At 65.6% G+C, this 15,405-nt stretch carries 15 protein-coding genes; 9 read left to right on the top strand and 6 right to left on the bottom strand.

Translation table 11 applies throughout. From position 1 onward, the window contains the following. Positions 1-133 precede the first annotated feature (133 nt). From RM530_RS05485 to RM530_RS05470, 4 genes are all read left to right on the top strand, one after another. Positions 134-1,321: an acyltransferase family protein gene (locus RM530_RS05485; protein ID WP_311364208.1), complete on the top strand. Its 1,188-nt coding sequence runs from the start codon at positions 134-136 to the stop codon at positions 1,319-1,321. A 24-nt stretch (positions 1,322-1,345) separates the two neighbouring features. Next, positions 1,346-2,242, top strand: coding sequence for a 5'/3'-nucleotidase SurE (gene surE, locus RM530_RS05480; protein ID WP_311364207.1), 897 nt, complete (start codon positions 1,346-1,348; stop codon positions 2,240-2,242). Between the two features lie 80 nt (positions 2,243-2,322). Next, on the top strand, positions 2,323-2,769 hold the full coding sequence (locus tag RM530_RS05475) for a hypothetical protein (protein WP_311364206.1): 447 nt from the start codon (positions 2,323-2,325) through the stop codon (positions 2,767-2,769). Positions 2,770-2,900: 131 nt separating this feature from the next. Further along, entirely contained in the window at positions 2,901-4,175 is a 1,275-nt protein-coding gene (locus RM530_RS05470) for a patatin-like phospholipase family protein (protein WP_311364205.1), read from the top strand. A gap of 206 nt (positions 4,176-4,381) precedes the next feature. Here RM530_RS05470 and gpmA read toward each other — a convergent pair whose 3' ends face one another. The 3 genes from gpmA to RM530_RS05455 are packed head-to-tail and all read right to left on the bottom strand — an operon-like array spanning position 4,382 to position 6,561. Next, positions 4,382-5,131, bottom strand: a complete 750-nt coding sequence (gene gpmA / locus RM530_RS05465; protein WP_311364204.1) for a 2,3-diphosphoglycerate-dependent phosphoglycerate mutase — start codon at positions 5,129-5,131, stop codon at positions 4,382-4,384. A gap of 15 nt (positions 5,132-5,146) precedes the next feature. Then, positions 5,147-5,695 carry a gamma carbonic anhydrase family protein gene (locus tag RM530_RS05460; RefSeq protein WP_311364203.1) on the bottom strand — a complete coding sequence of 183 codons (549 nt, stop codon included), beginning with the start codon at positions 5,693-5,695 and terminating at the stop codon, positions 5,147-5,149. Next, a complete protein-coding gene (locus RM530_RS05455) occupies positions 5,692-6,561 on the bottom strand; it encodes an alpha/beta hydrolase (RefSeq protein WP_311364202.1) in 870 nt (289 codons plus the stop codon). The genes RM530_RS05460 and RM530_RS05455 overlap by 4 nt, the downstream gene beginning before the upstream one ends. Before the next feature lie 263 nt (positions 6,562-6,824). On the opposite strand from RM530_RS05455, the gene RM530_RS05450 reads away from it, so the two are divergent. The 5 genes from RM530_RS05450 (at position 6,825) to RM530_RS05430 (ending at position 13,512) form a co-directional block, all read left to right on the top strand. Continuing rightward, on the top strand, positions 6,825-7,397 hold the full coding sequence (locus RM530_RS05450) for a LemA family protein (RefSeq protein WP_311364201.1): 573 nt from the start codon (positions 6,825-6,827) through the stop codon (positions 7,395-7,397). A 16-nt stretch (positions 7,398-7,413) separates the two neighbouring features. Beyond that, positions 7,414-8,346: a GIDE domain-containing protein gene (locus tag RM530_RS05445; protein ID WP_311364200.1), complete on the top strand. Its 933-nt coding sequence runs from the start codon at positions 7,414-7,416 to the stop codon at positions 8,344-8,346. A 31-nt stretch (positions 8,347-8,377) separates the two neighbouring features. After that, positions 8,378-9,613, top strand: coding sequence for a TIGR03862 family flavoprotein (locus RM530_RS05440; RefSeq protein ID WP_311364199.1), 1,236 nt, complete (start codon positions 8,378-8,380; stop codon positions 9,611-9,613). A gap of 237 nt (positions 9,614-9,850) precedes the next feature. Next, entirely contained in the window at positions 9,851-11,935 is a 2,085-nt protein-coding gene (locus tag RM530_RS05435) for a M3 family metallopeptidase (protein ID WP_311364198.1), read from the top strand. Next, positions 11,932-13,512: an FMN-binding glutamate synthase family protein gene (locus tag RM530_RS05430; RefSeq protein WP_311364197.1), complete on the top strand. Its 1,581-nt coding sequence runs from the start codon at positions 11,932-11,934 to the stop codon at positions 13,510-13,512. The genes RM530_RS05435 and RM530_RS05430 overlap by 4 nt, the downstream gene beginning before the upstream one ends. Here the strand turns inward: RM530_RS05430 and yihG are convergent. Genes yihG through RM530_RS05415 form a run of 3 tightly spaced genes read right to left on the bottom strand, consistent with a single transcriptional unit; the run spans position 13,509 to position 15,361 of the window. Beyond that, positions 13,509-14,426: a 1-acylglycerol-3-phosphate O-acyltransferase, YihG family gene (yihG, locus tag RM530_RS05425; RefSeq protein WP_311364196.1), complete on the bottom strand. Its 918-nt coding sequence runs from the start codon at positions 14,424-14,426 to the stop codon at positions 13,509-13,511. The genes RM530_RS05430 and yihG overlap by 4 nt on opposite strands. 21 nt (positions 14,427-14,447) lie before the next feature. Continuing rightward, the gene (locus tag RM530_RS05420) at positions 14,448-14,894 is read right to left on the bottom strand and encodes a YybH family protein (RefSeq protein ID WP_311364195.1); all 447 of its coding nucleotides are present in this window, start codon (positions 14,892-14,894) and stop codon (positions 14,448-14,450) included. Then, a complete protein-coding gene (locus RM530_RS05415) occupies positions 14,891-15,361 on the bottom strand; it encodes a protease complex subunit PrcB family protein (protein WP_311364194.1) in 471 nt (156 codons plus the stop codon). Before RM530_RS05415 ends, RM530_RS05420 begins: the two co-directional genes overlap by 4 nt. Positions 15,362-15,405 lie beyond the last annotated feature (44 nt).

Genomic DNA, 15,405 nt, shown 5'->3' with positions numbered 1-15,405 from the left:
TCATTTTAGGCACAAGCCCCGTCCCCGCCGGCCCGCGATTCGTCACTCGCGCCCCTCGGTTCGTCACTTCAGGCTTTCGGCAGCGCTACGCCCCGCTCAGGATCGGCCTCACACCTGAATTCGGAAATCCCGGATGAACCGCCGCCACGACATCGACGCCCTGCGCGTCATCGCCTTCGGCCTGCTGATCCTCTATCACGTCGGCATGGTCTACGTGGCCGGCTGGGGCTTTCACATCAAGAGCAGCTATCAATCCGAATGGCTGCAGTGGCCGATGCTGCTGTCGAATCGCTGGCGCATGGCGCTGCTGTTCGTGATTTCCGGCATCGCCCTGAGTTTTCTGCGGCCGCGCAGCGGACTGCTGCGGCTGGCCGGGCAACGCAGCCTGCGCCTGATGCTGCCGCTGCTGTTCGGCATGTTCGTGGTGGTGCCGATCCAGCCCTGGTGCGAGGCCCGCGCCTCGGGCGCAATCGACTTCGGCTTCGGCGAGTTCATGTGGCGCTACTGGCGCTTCGGACCGTGGCCACCGATCACCTGGACCGCCGACAAGCTGCTCGGCATCACCTGGAATCACCTCTGGTACCTGGTGTACCTGTGGCTATACACCCTGGTTCTGATCGCGCTGATGCCGCTGATGGAGACGCGTGCCGGACGCTGGCTGCAGGACCGTTTCACCGGGCTGCGCGGCGCCTGGCTGCTGTTGATCCCGGCCTTGCCGAAGATGCTCTACCTGGCGACGCTCGGCGACGCCTACCCGCCGGACAACGGCCTGTTCGACGACTGGTATCAGCACGCCTTCTATTTCACCTGGTTCGTGTTCGGCTACTGGCTGGGGCGCAACCAGGGCCTCTGGGACGAACTGCTGCGACTGCGCTGGCACAGCTTGGGCTTGGCGATCATCTGCTACGCGATCTACGCGCCGATCGTGCTGCGCTGGGAGGGGCCGGATTTCGGCGGTGTCCCGCTGCTGGCGATGCGCTGGCTGTCCGGCCTCAACACCTGGATGTGGATCGCCACGGCGCTGGCCTGGTCATACCGCTGGCTGAACCGCCCGTTTGCCTGGCTGGACTACGCGAATCGCGCGGTCTATCCGTGGTACATCCTGCATCAGAGCCTGATCGTGCTGCTGGCCTGGTGGCTGATCCCCAAACAGCTCGGCCCGGTCGTCGAGCCGGCCCTGCTGATCGGCGGCACCATGCTCGGCTGCGCTGCGCTGCATCACTTCGTGATCCGTCCGCTGCGGCTGCTGCATTCCTTCTTCGGACTCAAAACTGCACCGCGGACCGAGGGCCCTGAAACCGCCTCGCGCCTCGCGGCCTGAAACTCCAAGGGAAACCCACATCACATGCGAACCCGCTACGTTCCGACAATCTCCGGACTGCTGCTTGCCGGACTGCTGCTCAGTACCGGAGTGCGTGCCGCGGATGACGGCCATTGGCCGCACCGCGTTCTGATCACCAATGACGACGGGATCGACGCGGCCGGCATCGCCGCCCTGGCACGCGCGTTCGCGCCGATCGCGGACACCTACGTCGTCGCACCCGTGCACAACCAGAGCGGCACCAGCAACTACGCCCGCGTGATGCAAACCGGACGCCTCAACGTCACACCACGCGAGTTCGAACCCGGTGTCCGCGCCTGGGCCGTGGACGGCTATCCGGCCGACTGCGTCATCGTCGGTTCCCTGGCGCTGATGGATGACAGACCAGACCTGGTGATCTCCGGCATCAATCACGGTGACAATCTCGGGCCCGACTGGATCGGCTCCGGTACCGTCGGCGCGGCGCGCACGGCCGCACTGGGCGGTGTGCCGACCATCGCGGTCTCCACGGTGGACGATCCCGCCCCCGAAACCCTGAGCGCCGCGTCGGACTGGATCGTCGCGCTGGCTCGAACCGAACTGGTGCGCGACATGACTCCGGGGCGCTACCTCACCGTCAGCATTCCGGCGGCCCCGGAAGTCCGCGGCGTGCGCGTGACACAGCGCGCCGATCTGCTGTCGGTGCCGACATTCTCCAGATTGCCGAGCGACGATTCCTCGACCCGGCAGACCTGGGTCGTCGACGGCTTGCGCACGCGGCAAACCAAAATTCCGGCGGACAGCGACGAAATCCTGTTCAAGGCGGGCTACATCGTGGTGGTGCCGATGCAGGTGGACGAAAATGACGAGACCAGCCGGCGGCGATTGGCTGCGGACCCGGGCGCGCTGCCGTCCTGGGCGGCCCGCAGCGGCACCGACTGAGCGAGAATATTCGCATCTGCTACATCGCCTGTTCCCGAATGTCCACCGCACCCTCCAGAAACGAGCCGCGCCCCGCCCCAATGACGCCTTGCGGCGAGCTCGGCCTGCCCGCCCTGGAGGTCCTGTTCGCCAGCCACGGACTCGCGCTGGTGGTTGTAGCCGGGCACAGTGAGATTCCGGGCAGCTACTGGGGTGAGTCCGAAGCCGGTCTGGTCGGCGAACAGCTACATGTCCGCGCCGACACGCCTGTGCATTCCGCGCTTCACGAAGCCTGCCACTACATCTGCATGGACGCCTCGCGCCGCAAGGCGCTGGATACCGATGCCGGCGGCGACGATCTGGAGGAGTCCGCGGTCTGCTACCTGCAATGTCTGCTGGCGGACCGACTGCCCGGCTATTCGCGGGAATGTCTGTTCGCCGACATGGACGCCTGGGGCTACAGCTTTCGTCTGGGCTCGGCGCGGGCCTGGTTCGAGAACGACGCCGAGGATGCCCTGGCCTGGCTGGAACAGCGCGGGCTGGCCTGACACCGCGCCGGAGCTGGCATCGAAATTGCGCCATCGCGGAGAGGCCGCGACACGCCGGCCGGAGGACAAGACGATGATGGGCAAGACTTCGACCCAGAATACGTGCTGCAGCGGCAACCGGAGCACTGAACATGGCGCCTAGCACCTCGGTTTCACCGATGCGCCCGCCCGGAATGACCGCGCTGGCATTGACTGCAGGCGGGGCGCGCGGCGCCTACCAGGCCGGCGTGCTCAAGCGCATCGGCGAGATTCCTGCGCTGCGCGACGCGCCTTCGCCGTTCCAGATCATCGCCGGAGCCTCGGCCGGCGCGATCAACGGTGCCGCCGTTGCGGCCTACAGCGAATGCCTGCACACCGGCACGTCCCAGATCGCATACCTGTGGGGCGGCCTGACGGCGGACCAGGTCTATCGCACGGACTTGCGTGCAATGCTCGGCAATGCGGCGCGTTTCGGCGCCGATATCGCACTCGGCCGGCTGGGACGGGCCGGTCGCGTCCATTCCCTGCTCGATGCCGCACCGCTGCGCGCCTTGCTCGATCGCGAGCTGCCGCTGGACGGCATTGCCCGCGCCGTCGAGGCGAGGCAGCTCTATGCGCTGGCGATCACCGCCACTGGCTACCATTCCGGCAAGTCCTACAGTTTCATCCAGGGCCGCGCCGGTCATCCGCAGTGGCGCAAAAGCCGCCGCATCGCGCTGCGTGCACCAATCACGGTCGACCACGTCTGTGCCTCGGCCTCGATCCCGCTGGTGTTTCCGCCGGTGGCGCTCGACGCCGGCGCCGGCACCGCCTGGTTCGGCGACGGCGCGATGCGCCTGACCACACCGCTGAGCCCCGCGATCCGGCTCGGCGCCGAGCGCATTCTGGCGATCGGCATTCGTTGCCGGCAGAGCGAGGAGGAACTGACCACGGAGGAGCTTTCGGACAATAGCGGCGGCGCGCGTGCAACGCCACCACAGCCGCCGCTGGCTCAGATCTGCGGCACCTTCCTCAACGCGATCTTCCTCGACCATCTGGATGCGGATCTGGATCACCTGATCCGCATGAACAACATGGTGTCGGTCTATACCGAAGGTGCCAGCCATCCGCCGGAAATGTCCCAGTTGCGCGAGCCGATGCGCGTGGTCCAGCCGCTGGTGATGGCGCCGTCCGAGGATTTCGCGGTGGTCGCGAGCAGCCTGCTCAATCGCCTGCCGTCTTCGCTGCGATTTCTGCTGGACGCGCTGGGCACGCCGGATGCGAAAAGCGCGGACCTCACCAGCTACCTGCTGTTCGACCCCGCGTACACGCGCGCCCTGCTCGATATCGGCTATCGCGATGCCGCGGCGCGCATCGACGAGATCGAGTCGTTCCTGCGCAAGAACGAGCAAACGTGGCGAGTGCACCGGGGTGAAGCCGGAAGCTGAGCATAGTCTCGCCTGACTGAGCCCCAGACCGCTTCAGCGGCGAGCGACGCCTGCTAGAGCTGCAATAGCGCATGGCCCGTGACGATTGAACTTCGAGCCAAGCCCCCGCCTGCTGCGCCCCGTACCACCCTTGTGCTTCAAGTGCGCCAAGTTCGGCAGCGCCGCGCACATGGACGCTGTTGGGTTTTGAGGCCCAATGCCCGGATTCAGGATTTCCTGGCCTGATTGGCCACGGCTTCCGCAGCCAGCCTCGCCTGTTCCGGATCGCCGAGATAGCGGTAGGAGATCACGCCGAGATCGTCGTTGAGTTCGAACAGCAGCGGAATCCCGGTGGGAATATTGAGCTTCACGATCTCCTCGTCCGGCACCTTGTTGAGGTACTTGTAGAGCGCGCGCAGGGAGTTGCCGTGGGCCGTCACCAGCACGGTCTTGCCGGCCTTGAGGTCCGGGGCAATCCTGTCGACCCAGTACGGCATCACACGGTCGAGCGTGGTCTTGAGCGATTCGGTGTCCGGCAGCGCGTTGTAATCCACTTCCGCGTAGCGGCGTTCCTTGCGCGGATGGCCGGGGTCGGATTCGTCCATCGGGGGTGGCGGGATGTCATAGGAGCGGCGCCAGATCGTGACCTGTTCCTCGCCGTGTTTGGCCGTGGTCTCGGCCTTGTTCAGACCCTGCAGGGCGCCGTAGTGGCGCTCGTTGAGGCGCCAGCTCTTGAGCACCGGAATCCATTGCTGCTCCATTGCGTCGAGCGCGATGTTGAGCGTGCGGATCGCGCGCAGCAGCACCGAGGTATAGGCCACATCGAATTGCAGGCCTTCCTCGCGCATCAGTTCGCCGGCGGCAAAGGCTTCGGTGCGCCCCTTGTCGGTCAGATCGACATCCACCCAGCCGGTGAAGCGGTTGTCGAGGTTCCACTGGCTCTGGCCGTGGCGCAGCAGTACGAGTTTTCGGCTCATCGTCGAATCAACTCCTTATCGTGACTGGGATGCCGCGATTGCGGCGAGATACTTGTCCTTGAGCCGCACGTAATGCGCGGCCGAATACCGGAAATTTTCCAGTTCCTCGGCGCTCAGCTCTCGTGCCGGCTGGGCCGGTGAACCGCGATACAGCCATCCGCGCTTGAGCCACTTGCCGGGTGGCACCAGACTGCCGGCGGCGAGCATCACGTCGTCCTCGATCACGACCCGGTCGAGCACGATGGCACCCATGCCGATCAGGCAGCGCTCGCCGACGGTGCAGGCATGCAGGGTCACGCTGTGACCGATGGTGACGTCGGCGCCAATGATCAGCGGCGTGCCGCCCGGCGTATAGGGGCCGTCATGCGTACAGTGCAGCACGCTGTTGTCCTGCACGCTGCTGCGCGCGCCGATGCGAATGCTGTTGACGTCTCCGCGCGCGACGGCGAATGGCCACACCGAAGCGTCATCGCCAAGTTGCACATCGCCGATGACGGCGGCCTGTTCGTCGACATAGACGCGGGCACCGAGCCGTGGGGCAATGGTCTGGAACGGACGGATCATCGGCCGGCCGTGTTCTCGTTGATGAACTCGACCACGTGTGCCATCACGTCGGTGCTGGACTGCAGGCGCGTAGCCAGCGAGCTCACCAGTTTTTCGTGGCTCATCTTCGGATACATCACCACGTCCACGGCACCGCCGGCCGAGATCACGGCACGGCGCAGACTGTTTGTATTCTCGGCCTGGACGACTTCGTCGTCCTGGCCGGCCATCAGCAGCAATGGCGGATTCTCGCCATCGACGTGAAAGATCGGCTGCGTGTCCTGGAACTTCTCGGGCGGGCCGAAGATATCGCGCAGCGTCGGGTCGTAGATCGGCAGGAAATCATAGGGGCCGGCCAGACCGATCATGCCGGACAGCCAGTCCCGCGAGCCGCCCACGGCCTTCAGGAAACGTGGGTCCAGCGCCAACATCGCGGCGTTGTAGGCGCCGGAGGAATGCCCCATGACGAACAACTTGCCGGCATCGCCGCGGAATCGCGATGCGTTGTCGTGTGCCCAGCGCATGGCTTTGGCGCTGTCTTCGAGAAACGACGGAAAGCGCACATCCGGATACAGGCGATAGTCGGGAATCACGGCGACATAGCCCTGCGCCGCCAAGGCCTGCCCGACGAAGCGGTAGTCATCCTTGGAGCCACTCTGCCAGCGCCCACCGTAGAAGAACACCACGACCGGCGCGCCGCCGACGACATCGATGGTCGGCGCGTACACGTCGAGCTTCATCTTGGTGGAGCCGTCATAGACGACGTCTTCGGCCAGGGTGTAGCCGCGGTCCGGCGTGATCGCGTTGAGCGCACCAACACCGGTGCAACCGACCAGCAAGGCGCAGGCGCCAATCGCGGTCGAAATCAATATGCGAAGTCGTGTCATGAGATGCCTTCGTATTTCAGACAGGGGCGTGATCTGCTCGGGCGCCGCCCGTGGGGCGCACCGGGCGCAATGATACCGCGCCTGTCCCCGCCGTCCGACTGAACGGTTCGAGTGGTGTCGCGAACGCGGACGCTGCTCGAAATCCTCACATTCGCCTTGTATGCTCCGGTTTCCACGGCTGCCGCTCACGGCGCTTCCGGGAGAGTGGCCAAGGCGAATCCGGGGGGCGGGCGCCAGGCAAGCCGGCAACAGGGGAAAACCGAATGATCATGGGCTACATCTGGCTGGTGCTGATCGCCGTCGTGCTGATCTACGGCGTCATCATCTACAACGGCCTGGTCAACCTCAAACACGCCGTCTCGCAGGCCTGGAGCAATATCGAGATTCTGCTGAAGCAGCGGCACGACGAATTGCCGAAGCTGGTGGAAGCCTGCAAGCAATACATGCAGTTCGAACGCGACACACTGGAAAAAGTCATGCAGGCGCGCGCTGCCGCCCACACGGCGCGCGAAAAGGGCGACGTCAAAGGCGTGGGTCAGGCGGAAAGCATGATGCGCCTCGGGCTCGGCAACATCGTCGCCACCGTCGAAGCCTATCCGGAGCTCAAGGCCAACCAGAGCATGCAACAACTGCTGGGCCGCATCACCGGCCTGGAGAACGGCATCTCCGACCGGCGCGAGTTCTACAACGAGGCGGTGAATCGCAACAACGTGAGAATCGAGACGATTCCGGACGTTTTCGTGGCGCGCAGCTTCGGCTTCAAACCAGCGGATCTGCTGGTCTTCAGCGAGGCTGAAACCAGCGACGTGGACGTACGCGCGCTGTTTGCCCGCTAAGACGCCGGCGGCGCCCGTGCGGGACTGGTTCGTCGGTGCGTCGGAGCAGGAATTCTGGGTTCTCGTAAGCCTGTCCGCCGCCGCGGGCTTGCTCATGCTGTGGCTGGGCTTTCGTTCACTGCACCGGGCCCGCCTGATCGAGGACACGCCGACCGCGCGTATCCGCTCCGCGCATCAGGGCTACGTGGAACTCGAAGGCCATGCACGGCTGATGGCCGGCCCGACCATCATCTGCCCACTGAGCTACTCGCGCTGCGTCTGGTATCGCTACAGCGTGGAGCGCCGCGAAACCACCACGCAAAACGGTCGGCGGCGCACGCGATGGCGCAGCGTCAATTCAGGCAGCAGCGACGACCTGTTCCTGCTGGCGGACACCACCGGCGAGTGCATCGTCGATCCCGATGGCGCCCGCGTCACACCGAGCATTCATCGCGTCTGGTACGGCGCCTCGCCACGACCCGACCGCGTGCCCAGGAACGGCCGCGCCTGGTTCGGCTTCGGGCACTACCGCTACACCGAGCGCCTGATCCTGATCGGCGACTACCTGTACGCACTCGGCCAGTTCCGGACCCAGGGCATCGTCAGCCAGAGTTTCAGCGAACACGAGGATGTGCGCGAACTGCTGGCCGACTGGAAGCGCGACCAACGGGAACTGCTCGCCCGTTTCGATGCGAATCAGGATGGCACGGTGGACCTGGAGGAATGGGAATCAGCCCGGCGCGCCGCGATCGAGCAGGTGCGGGCGCGCCACGTCGAACAGTCGCTGGACCCGGACCTCCATGTACTCAGCCGGTCCCGCGACGGGCGACCGTACCTGTTGTCCACACGCCGCCAGGAGCACGTCGTCCGTGATTACCGGATCTCCGCGGCATGGCGCATCGGCCTGGCCCTGATGCTGATCGGGCTCGCCTTGTACGCGCTGCAATCGCGCGGTGTCGGTGGCGGCTGAACCGGTTCGCAAGCCGGCATACTGCGCGCCCATGAGTGAATCGAACAACAAAGGCATCGCCATCGTCGGTGGCGGACCGGCCGGTCTGATGGCCGCCGAATCCGCCCTCGCCGCCGGCGTTGCGGTGGACCTCTACGAAACCAAGGGCTCGGTCGGTCGCAAGTTCCTGCTGGCCGGCAAGGGCGGGCTCAACCTGACCCACGGCGAAACCTTCGACAGCCTGCTCGGGCGCTACGGTGCCGCGCGCGAATCGCTCGAACCCTGGCTGCGCGATTTCGATGCCAAGGCCCTGCGCGCCTGGGCGGCCGGACTCGGCATCGAAACTTTCGAGGGCAGCTCGGGACGCATCTTTCCGTCCGACATGAAAGCCGCGCCGCTGCTGCGCGGCTGGGTACGGCGCCTGCGCAACCAAGGCCTGCGACTGCACGTGAATCACCGCTGCATCGGCATCGACGGCACGCGCCTGCGTTTCGAGACACCCGACGGCGAACGCGCGGCCGAGGCCGCCGCCGTGGTGCTGGCCCTGGGCGGCGGCAGCTGGCCGCAACTGGGCTCCGATGGCGCCTGGCAAAGCTGGCTGGCGCAGACCTCGGTGCCGATCGCTCCGCTGCAAGCCTCCAATTGCGGCTTCGATGTGGCCTGGAGCGAGCACTTCGCGACGCGTTTCGCCGGCATGCCGGTGAAACCGGTCATCGCACAATTGATCGATGCGCAGGGACGCCCGATTCAACAGCAGGGCGAATTCGTGGTCAGCGCCGGGGGCGTCGAAGGCGGTCTGATCTACGCGCTGTCGGCGCCGCTGCGCGAACTGTGCGCCCTGAACGGCTCCGCCCGCCTGCATCTGGACCTGCTGCCGGGGCGCGACGAAGCCCGGCTGGCTTCCGAGCTGGCGCACCAAAGCCATGACCGATCGCTGAGCGAGCGCCTGCGACGCGGCGCCGGCATCAGTGGCGTCAAGGCCGGATTGCTGCGCGAAGGCGTGCCCAGCGGCCAGATGATCGATCCTCGCCGCCTCGCCGCCTGGCTCAAGGCGGTGCCGTTGACGCTGCTGCGGCCGCGCCCCTTGGCCGAGGCGATCAGCAGCGCCGGCGGCGTGTCGATGACGGCGCTCGATCATCGGCTGATGCTGCCGAGCCTGCCCGGCGTATTCTTCGCCGGCGAAATGCTCGATTGGGAAGCCCCGACCGGCGGCTACCTGCTGACCGCCAGTCTCGCTACAGGCCGCGCCGCCGGTCTGGGCGCGGCGGCCTGGCTGCGGTCGGGCTGAGCCGCGACCGATGGCGCTTGGATTCCGGCTCAGGTCGATATCATTCCGGGGCCTGCGCAGCAGGAACCCGGAATCCACACGCCGTACATCATTGGCACCAAGGCTCGGCGGAAGTTCATCGCTTGTTAGGCTTGAGCCTTGCACAGTCCGCAGCCGCCGGGAAATGCCGGCCGATGTTGAACCGCGACCCATACTATTGACTACCCCTGCGCCAGACGCAGCGTCACCGAACAGACCATGAGCTCAGACAATCCCCTGCTACGCCTGGCCGACAGCACCGAGCTGCCGGCCTTCGATGTGATCCGACCCGAGCACGCCGAACCGGCCATAGACCGGATCCTGCAACGCAATCGCGAGGAACTGACGGCGCTGCTGGCCAAGGACACGCCTTCGGAATGGGACGCCCTGATCGGCCCGCTGGAAACAATCGGCGACCGCTTGTCGCGCGTCTGGTCGCCGATCAGCCACTTGTTCTCGGTGTGCTCCACGCCGGAATGGCGCGGCGCCTACAACGCCTGTCTGCCCAAACTGATGGAGTACGGCCTGGAACTGTCGCAGTCCAAACCGCTGTATCAGGCCTACCAGGCTCTGGCCGACAGCGCGGCCTACCCAGGCCTCAACGCCGCGCGACGCAAGCTCATTGACAACGCCCTGCGCGATTTCCGCCTGTCGGGCATTGCCTTGCCGGAGGATCAGCAGCAACGATTCAAGACGATCTCGATGCGGCTCTCCGAGATTCAGACGAAGTTCGAGGAAAACCTGCTCGATTCCACGCAGGCCTGGAGCCTGCTGATCGACGACGAATCGCGCCTCGCCGGCATGACCGAAAGCGCCCGCGCCGCCGCCCGCGCCAAGGCCGAAGCCAAGCAGCAACAGGGCTGGCTGCTGACGCTGGACGTACCGAGCTACATCGCCGTCGTCAGCTACGCGGACGACCGCGCCTTGCGCGAGACCCTGTATCGCGCCTACGTCACTCGCGCCTCCGACCAGAGCGATCACGGACGCGATCACGACAATGCCGCGCTGATGGAGGAGATTCTGTCACTGCGGCACGAAATGGCGACGCTGCTGGGCTTCGCCAACTACGCCGAACTGTCGCTGCAAGCGAAGATGGCCGAATCGCCGGACTCGGTGGAAGCGTTCCTGCTCGATCTCGCCGAGCGCGCGCGAGCGCGTGCGCAGTCCGAGTTGGAAACGCTGCGCGCCTTCGCCGAACAACGCGACGGACTGAGCACGCTCGAACCCTGGGACGCGGCCTACTACGCCGAAAAGCTCAAGGAAGACAGCCTCGGCCTGTCCGACGAAATGCTGCGGCCGTATTTCCCGGCGCCGCAGGTCATCCGCGGCATGTTCGACCTGGTGGAACAGCTTTACGACATCCGCATCGAGATCGTCGATGACCAGCCGGTCTGGCACGACAGCGTCACGGTCTATGCACTGAAAACACCGGCGGGCGAGCGCTTCGGTCTGTTCTACCTGGACCCGTACGCGCGCGAGGCCAAACGCGGCGGCGCCTGGATGGATGAATGCCGCGGCCGCCGCATCACTGCTACGGGACTGCAATTGCCGGTGGCCTATCTGGTCGGCAACTTCGCCCCGCCGCTGCCCGGCAAGCCGGCGCTGCTGACGCACGACGAGGTCACCACCCTGTTCCACGAATTCGGGCACGGCCTGCACCATCTGCTGACCCAGGTCGACGAAGCCAGCGTCAGCGGCATCCGCGGCGTGGCCTGGGACGCGGTGGAGCTTCCCAGCCAGTTCATGGAGAACTGGTGCTACGAACACGAATCGCTGAGCCTGTTCGCGCGGCATGTCGATACCGGCGAGGCACTGCCGGATGCGCTGCTGCACAAGCTGCGCGAGGCCCGCAGCTTCCAGGCCGGCATGGCCACGGTACGCCAGCTCGAATTCTCGCTGTTCGACCTGCGCATGCACCGCGACTACGACCCGGCGCTGGGTGGCCGTATCCCGGAGACGCTGGCCAGGGTTCGCGATCAGGTCTCGGTGATGTTCCCGCCGGCCTGGAACCGCTTTCCCAACAGCTTCTCGCACATCTTCGCGGGCGGCTATGCGGCCGGCTACTACAGCTACAAATGGGCCGAGGTGCTGTCCAGCGACGCCTTCGGCGCCTTCGAGGAGGCGCGGGCCGCCGGGCAGAGCCTGATCAACAACGAAGTCGGACGACGCTTCCGCGACACCGTGCTGGCACGCGGCGGCAGTGCCGACGCCATGGAGCTGTTCGTGGCGTTCCGCGGGCGCAAGCCGTCGATCGAAGCCCTGCTGCGACAAAGCGGCCTGCTGGAGACGCAGGAGGCCGCGTGATCCGTTACGGCGGACTGTTCGTCCCGGCACTGGCCGCGCTGCTGTGTGCGTGGCCGGCCAGTCGGGGGCATGCCGGCTGGTGGATCGCGACGGCAGGCTTCGGGCTATTGACGATAGTGGCGTTGTGGGATTTGTTCCAGCCCTGGCATAACCTGCGGCGCAACTATCCGCTGATCTCGCGCATGCGCTGGTATATCGAGGCGATCCGTCCGGAACTGCGCCAGTACCTGTTCGAAAGCGATACCGATGGCCGCCCGTTCTCGCGCGAGCAGCGCGAGCTGGTCTATGAGCGCGCCAAGGGCGCCAACGACAAGCATCCCTTCGGTACCAAGCACGACGTCTACGCCGGCGGCCACGAATGGATCGAGCACTCGATCACGCCCAAGGAGAAGGCGGACGACCGTTTCCGCATCGACATCGGTGGCCGCGACTGCCGCCAGCCCTACAGTGCCTCGGTCTACAACATCTCGGCGATGAGCTTCGGCTCACTGTCGCCGAACGCCCTGCGCGCGATGAACCTCGGCGCGAAAACCGGAGGCTTCTTTCACGACACCGGTGAAGGCGGGGTCTCGCCCTACCACCTCGAACACGGCGGCGATCTGGTCTGGGAAATCGGCAGCGGCTATTTCGGCTGCCGCGATGCCAATGGCCATTTCGACGCGGGCCAGTTCAGCGAAACCGCACAGCTCGACGCGGTGAAGATGATCGAGATCAAGCTGTCACAGGGCGCCAAGCCGGGCCACGGCGGCGTGCTGCCGGGTGCCAAGGTCACCGAGGAAATCGCGCGAACACGCAAGGTGCCCGCCTGGCAGGACTGTGTATCCCCGGCCGCGCACAGCGCGTTCTCGACGCCCACCGGCTTGCTGGAATTCGTGGCGCGGCTGCGCGATCTGTGCGGCGGCAAGCCGACCGGATTCAAGCTGTGCATCGGCGATCCCGTGGAGTTTCTCGGCATCGTCAAGGCAATGCGCGAAACCGGAATACGGCCGGACTTCATCGTGATCGACGGCGGCGAAGGCGGCACCGGCGCGGCGCCGCTGGAACTGACCAATCGCGTCGGCCTGCCGCTGCGGGAAGGCCTGCTGTTCGCGATCAATGCTTTGGTCGGTGGCGATGTACGCGACGGAATACGCGTGGGCGCCAGCGGCAAGGCGGTGAGTGGATTCGGCCTCGCCTCGAACATGGCGCTGGGCGCGGACTGGTGCAATTCCGCGCGCGGTTTCATGTTCGCCGTGGGCTGCGTGCAATCGGTCAACTGCCACACCGACAAATGCCCGAGCGGCGTGGCCACTCAGAACCCGCGCCGCTGGCGCGCGATCGACGTGGAACGCAAGGCGGACCGTGTGGCGCGCTTCCACAAGGAGACCGTGGGTGCGCTGGCGACCCTGGTGGCGGTGGCCGGCTTCGACCATCCACAGAGCCTGAGACCGAAACATCTGCTGCGGCGCGATCTGGACGGCTCGGTCAGCAACGCCGCACAGCGCTACGACCTTCTCGACCGCGGCGCGCTGCTGCTGGAACCGCCGCCCTCATGGCAAACGCTGTGGGAGGCGGCCTCCGCCGACCGCTTCCGCTAGCCACCGGCGGACCGGGCCCGCGTCTCGGCGAGCAGCTCTTCGATGCGGCGGTCCTTGTCTTCCCAGATTTCCTGCACCCAGCCCTGCACCTGCTTGCGGAACGGCGCATCGCCGAGATAGTCGCCATGGAAGAATTCCGGCGGAATCGCGCGCTTGCGGACCTCGACCACGACGTGCCGCATGCGGCCCATCAGGAATGCCCAGAAGCCGACCGCGCCGTCCGGATAGACGATGGTGACGTCCAGCAATGAATGCAGGCGCTCGCCCATCGCCTGTATCGCAAACGCAAGGCCGCCGGCCTTGGGCTTGAGCAGGTGGACGAAACGGGACTTCTGCTTGTCGTGCTTCTCCTGGGTGAAGCGCGTGCCCTCCAGAAAGTTCAGCAGCAGCACCGGATGATTGCGCGCGGCCTCACAGGCTTGGCGCGTCGCCTCCAGATCCTGACCACGCAATTCCGGATGCTTCATCAGCGTCTGGGCTGAATGACGCTTCATGAACGGGTAGTCCAGGCCCCACCACACCGGGCCCAGCACCGGCACCCAGATCAGTTCCTTCTTGAGAAAGAACTTGAAGAACGGTCCGCGATAACCGAAGGTCTTGATCAGCACATAAATGTCGTTCCAGCTCTGGTGATTGGCGCAGACCAGAAACTGATCGCGGGGCGACAGCGGCACCTCGCAGCGGATGTCCCAACGCGTGCCGATCAGCGTATCGCCGAACCACACGTTGTTGTTGGCCCAGATCTGCGCCAGCGCCGCCATCCAAATCGAAACCCGATCGCGGTACGGGCCTTTCGGCGTGATCAGCTTGAGCAGGATCGTGAAGTACACCGGCACCGCCATCACCAGCGTGTGCACGACCAGCACCACGAACATGATCGCGCCGAGCAGCGGACCGGGGAGAAAACTCAGCATGGGGGCTACCGTCGCTTTGGGCTATTGATCCACGGAGTGGGAAGACAGATGAATGTGTGCGATCTTCCAGCTTTGTGCATCGCGGCGCAGAACCATGGTTTCCGTGGTCGCGATATTGAGCGGCTCGCCGTCGAGATCGCCGGTCAGCCGATATTCCGAGATCACGAAGGCGTACACCTCGTCCTGGAACACCTGGCGCCAGGTGATCGCGCGATGAATGCTCTTTTCGAACTGTATGTCGGCCGCCAGATGATCCCCGGCGTATTCGCGCCGATCGAACTCCGAGAACCCCTGCTCGTAGATCACGACATCGCTGGCCAGCATGCCCAGTGCCTCGTCGGCATTGCCGCGCAGGACCGCCTTGCGGAACCCGTCGACGATATCGGCCGGCCGCGTCTGCGCCGCGTGGGCGACGGCGCCGCTCAGCAGCATCGCGCACAGTCCCGTCCACAGCAGCACTCGCTTCACGGCTTCACCTCGGCACGGACAGTGCCTGCCTGATCGATCAATTCCACCGCCTCGGCGGGCTGCGGCAAGGCCACCAGCACGCAGGGGCTGGTCAGCGCCATGGTCGTCATCGCGCCCTTGGGCGGCGAGATGAATGTGGCGTACAGGCGCACCAGCGAACCCAGCTGATCGGCCTGACGGCTCACGGCCAGCTTGAATCCACCACTGCGACGCTCGCCCATCTCGACCAGCACGTACGGCCCGATCGAGTCCAGCTGCGAGGACTCTACGCCCAGTCCCAGAGCCTGCACTGCAGCGCGGTCCGGCAACAGACTGAGCCGCGATTCACGCCCTTGCGTGCCGCACTGCGTCTGGCTGTACACCTCGTTGACCTCGATCCGCCGCGGATCGGGGTCGAACAGGCCCAGGTGCTGACAGGCCGCCAGCAGCAGCCCCAGCGGCGCCCCCAACACGATTCGGTACTTCATCGTTTCAATCCTTGACGGACTCGTCCGGCTTGCGCCGACATCCC

The sequence above is a fragment of the Banduia mediterranea genome (assembly GCF_031846245.1).
Lineage (GTDB): Bacteria > Pseudomonadota > Gammaproteobacteria > Nevskiales > Nevskiaceae > Banduia > Banduia mediterranea.
Note: the sequence above shows the minus strand (reverse complement) of the source record. Positions and strands in the feature narration are given on the sequence as shown.

Excerpts from the sequence above, each read along its gene's own strand:
- gpmA (WP_311364204.1), bottom strand. The coding sequence starts at position 5,131 with ATGAGCCGAAAACTCGTACTGCTGCGCCACGGCCAGAGCCAGTGGAAC.
- RM530_RS05450 (WP_311364201.1), top strand. The coding sequence starts at position 6,825 with ATGATCATGGGCTACATCTGGCTGGTGCTGATCGCCGTCGTGCTGATC.
- RM530_RS05435 (WP_311364198.1), top strand. The coding sequence starts at position 9,851 with ATGAGCTCAGACAATCCCCTGCTACGCCTGGCCGACAGCACCGAGCTG.
- RM530_RS05485 (WP_311364208.1), top strand. The coding sequence starts at position 134 with ATGAACCGCCGCCACGACATCGACGCCCTGCGCGTCATCGCCTTCGGC.
- surE (WP_311364207.1), top strand. The coding sequence starts at position 1,346 with ATGCGAACCCGCTACGTTCCGACAATCTCCGGACTGCTGCTTGCCGGA.
- RM530_RS05455 (WP_311364202.1), bottom strand. The coding sequence starts at position 6,561 with ATGACACGACTTCGCATATTGATTTCGACCGCGATTGGCGCCTGCGCC.
- RM530_RS05475 (WP_311364206.1), top strand. The coding sequence starts at position 2,323 with ATGACGCCTTGCGGCGAGCTCGGCCTGCCCGCCCTGGAGGTCCTGTTC.
- RM530_RS05415 (WP_311364194.1), bottom strand. The coding sequence starts at position 15,361 with ATGAAGTACCGAATCGTGTTGGGGGCGCCGCTGGGGCTGCTGCTGGCG.
- RM530_RS05470 (WP_311364205.1), top strand. The coding sequence starts at position 2,901 with ATGGCGCCTAGCACCTCGGTTTCACCGATGCGCCCGCCCGGAATGACC.
- yihG (WP_311364196.1), bottom strand. The coding sequence starts at position 14,426 with ATGCTGAGTTTTCTCCCCGGTCCGCTGCTCGGCGCGATCATGTTCGTG.
- RM530_RS05460 (WP_311364203.1), bottom strand. The coding sequence starts at position 5,695 with ATGATCCGTCCGTTCCAGACCATTGCCCCACGGCTCGGTGCCCGCGTC.
- RM530_RS05440 (WP_311364199.1), top strand. The coding sequence starts at position 8,378 with ATGAGTGAATCGAACAACAAAGGCATCGCCATCGTCGGTGGCGGACCG.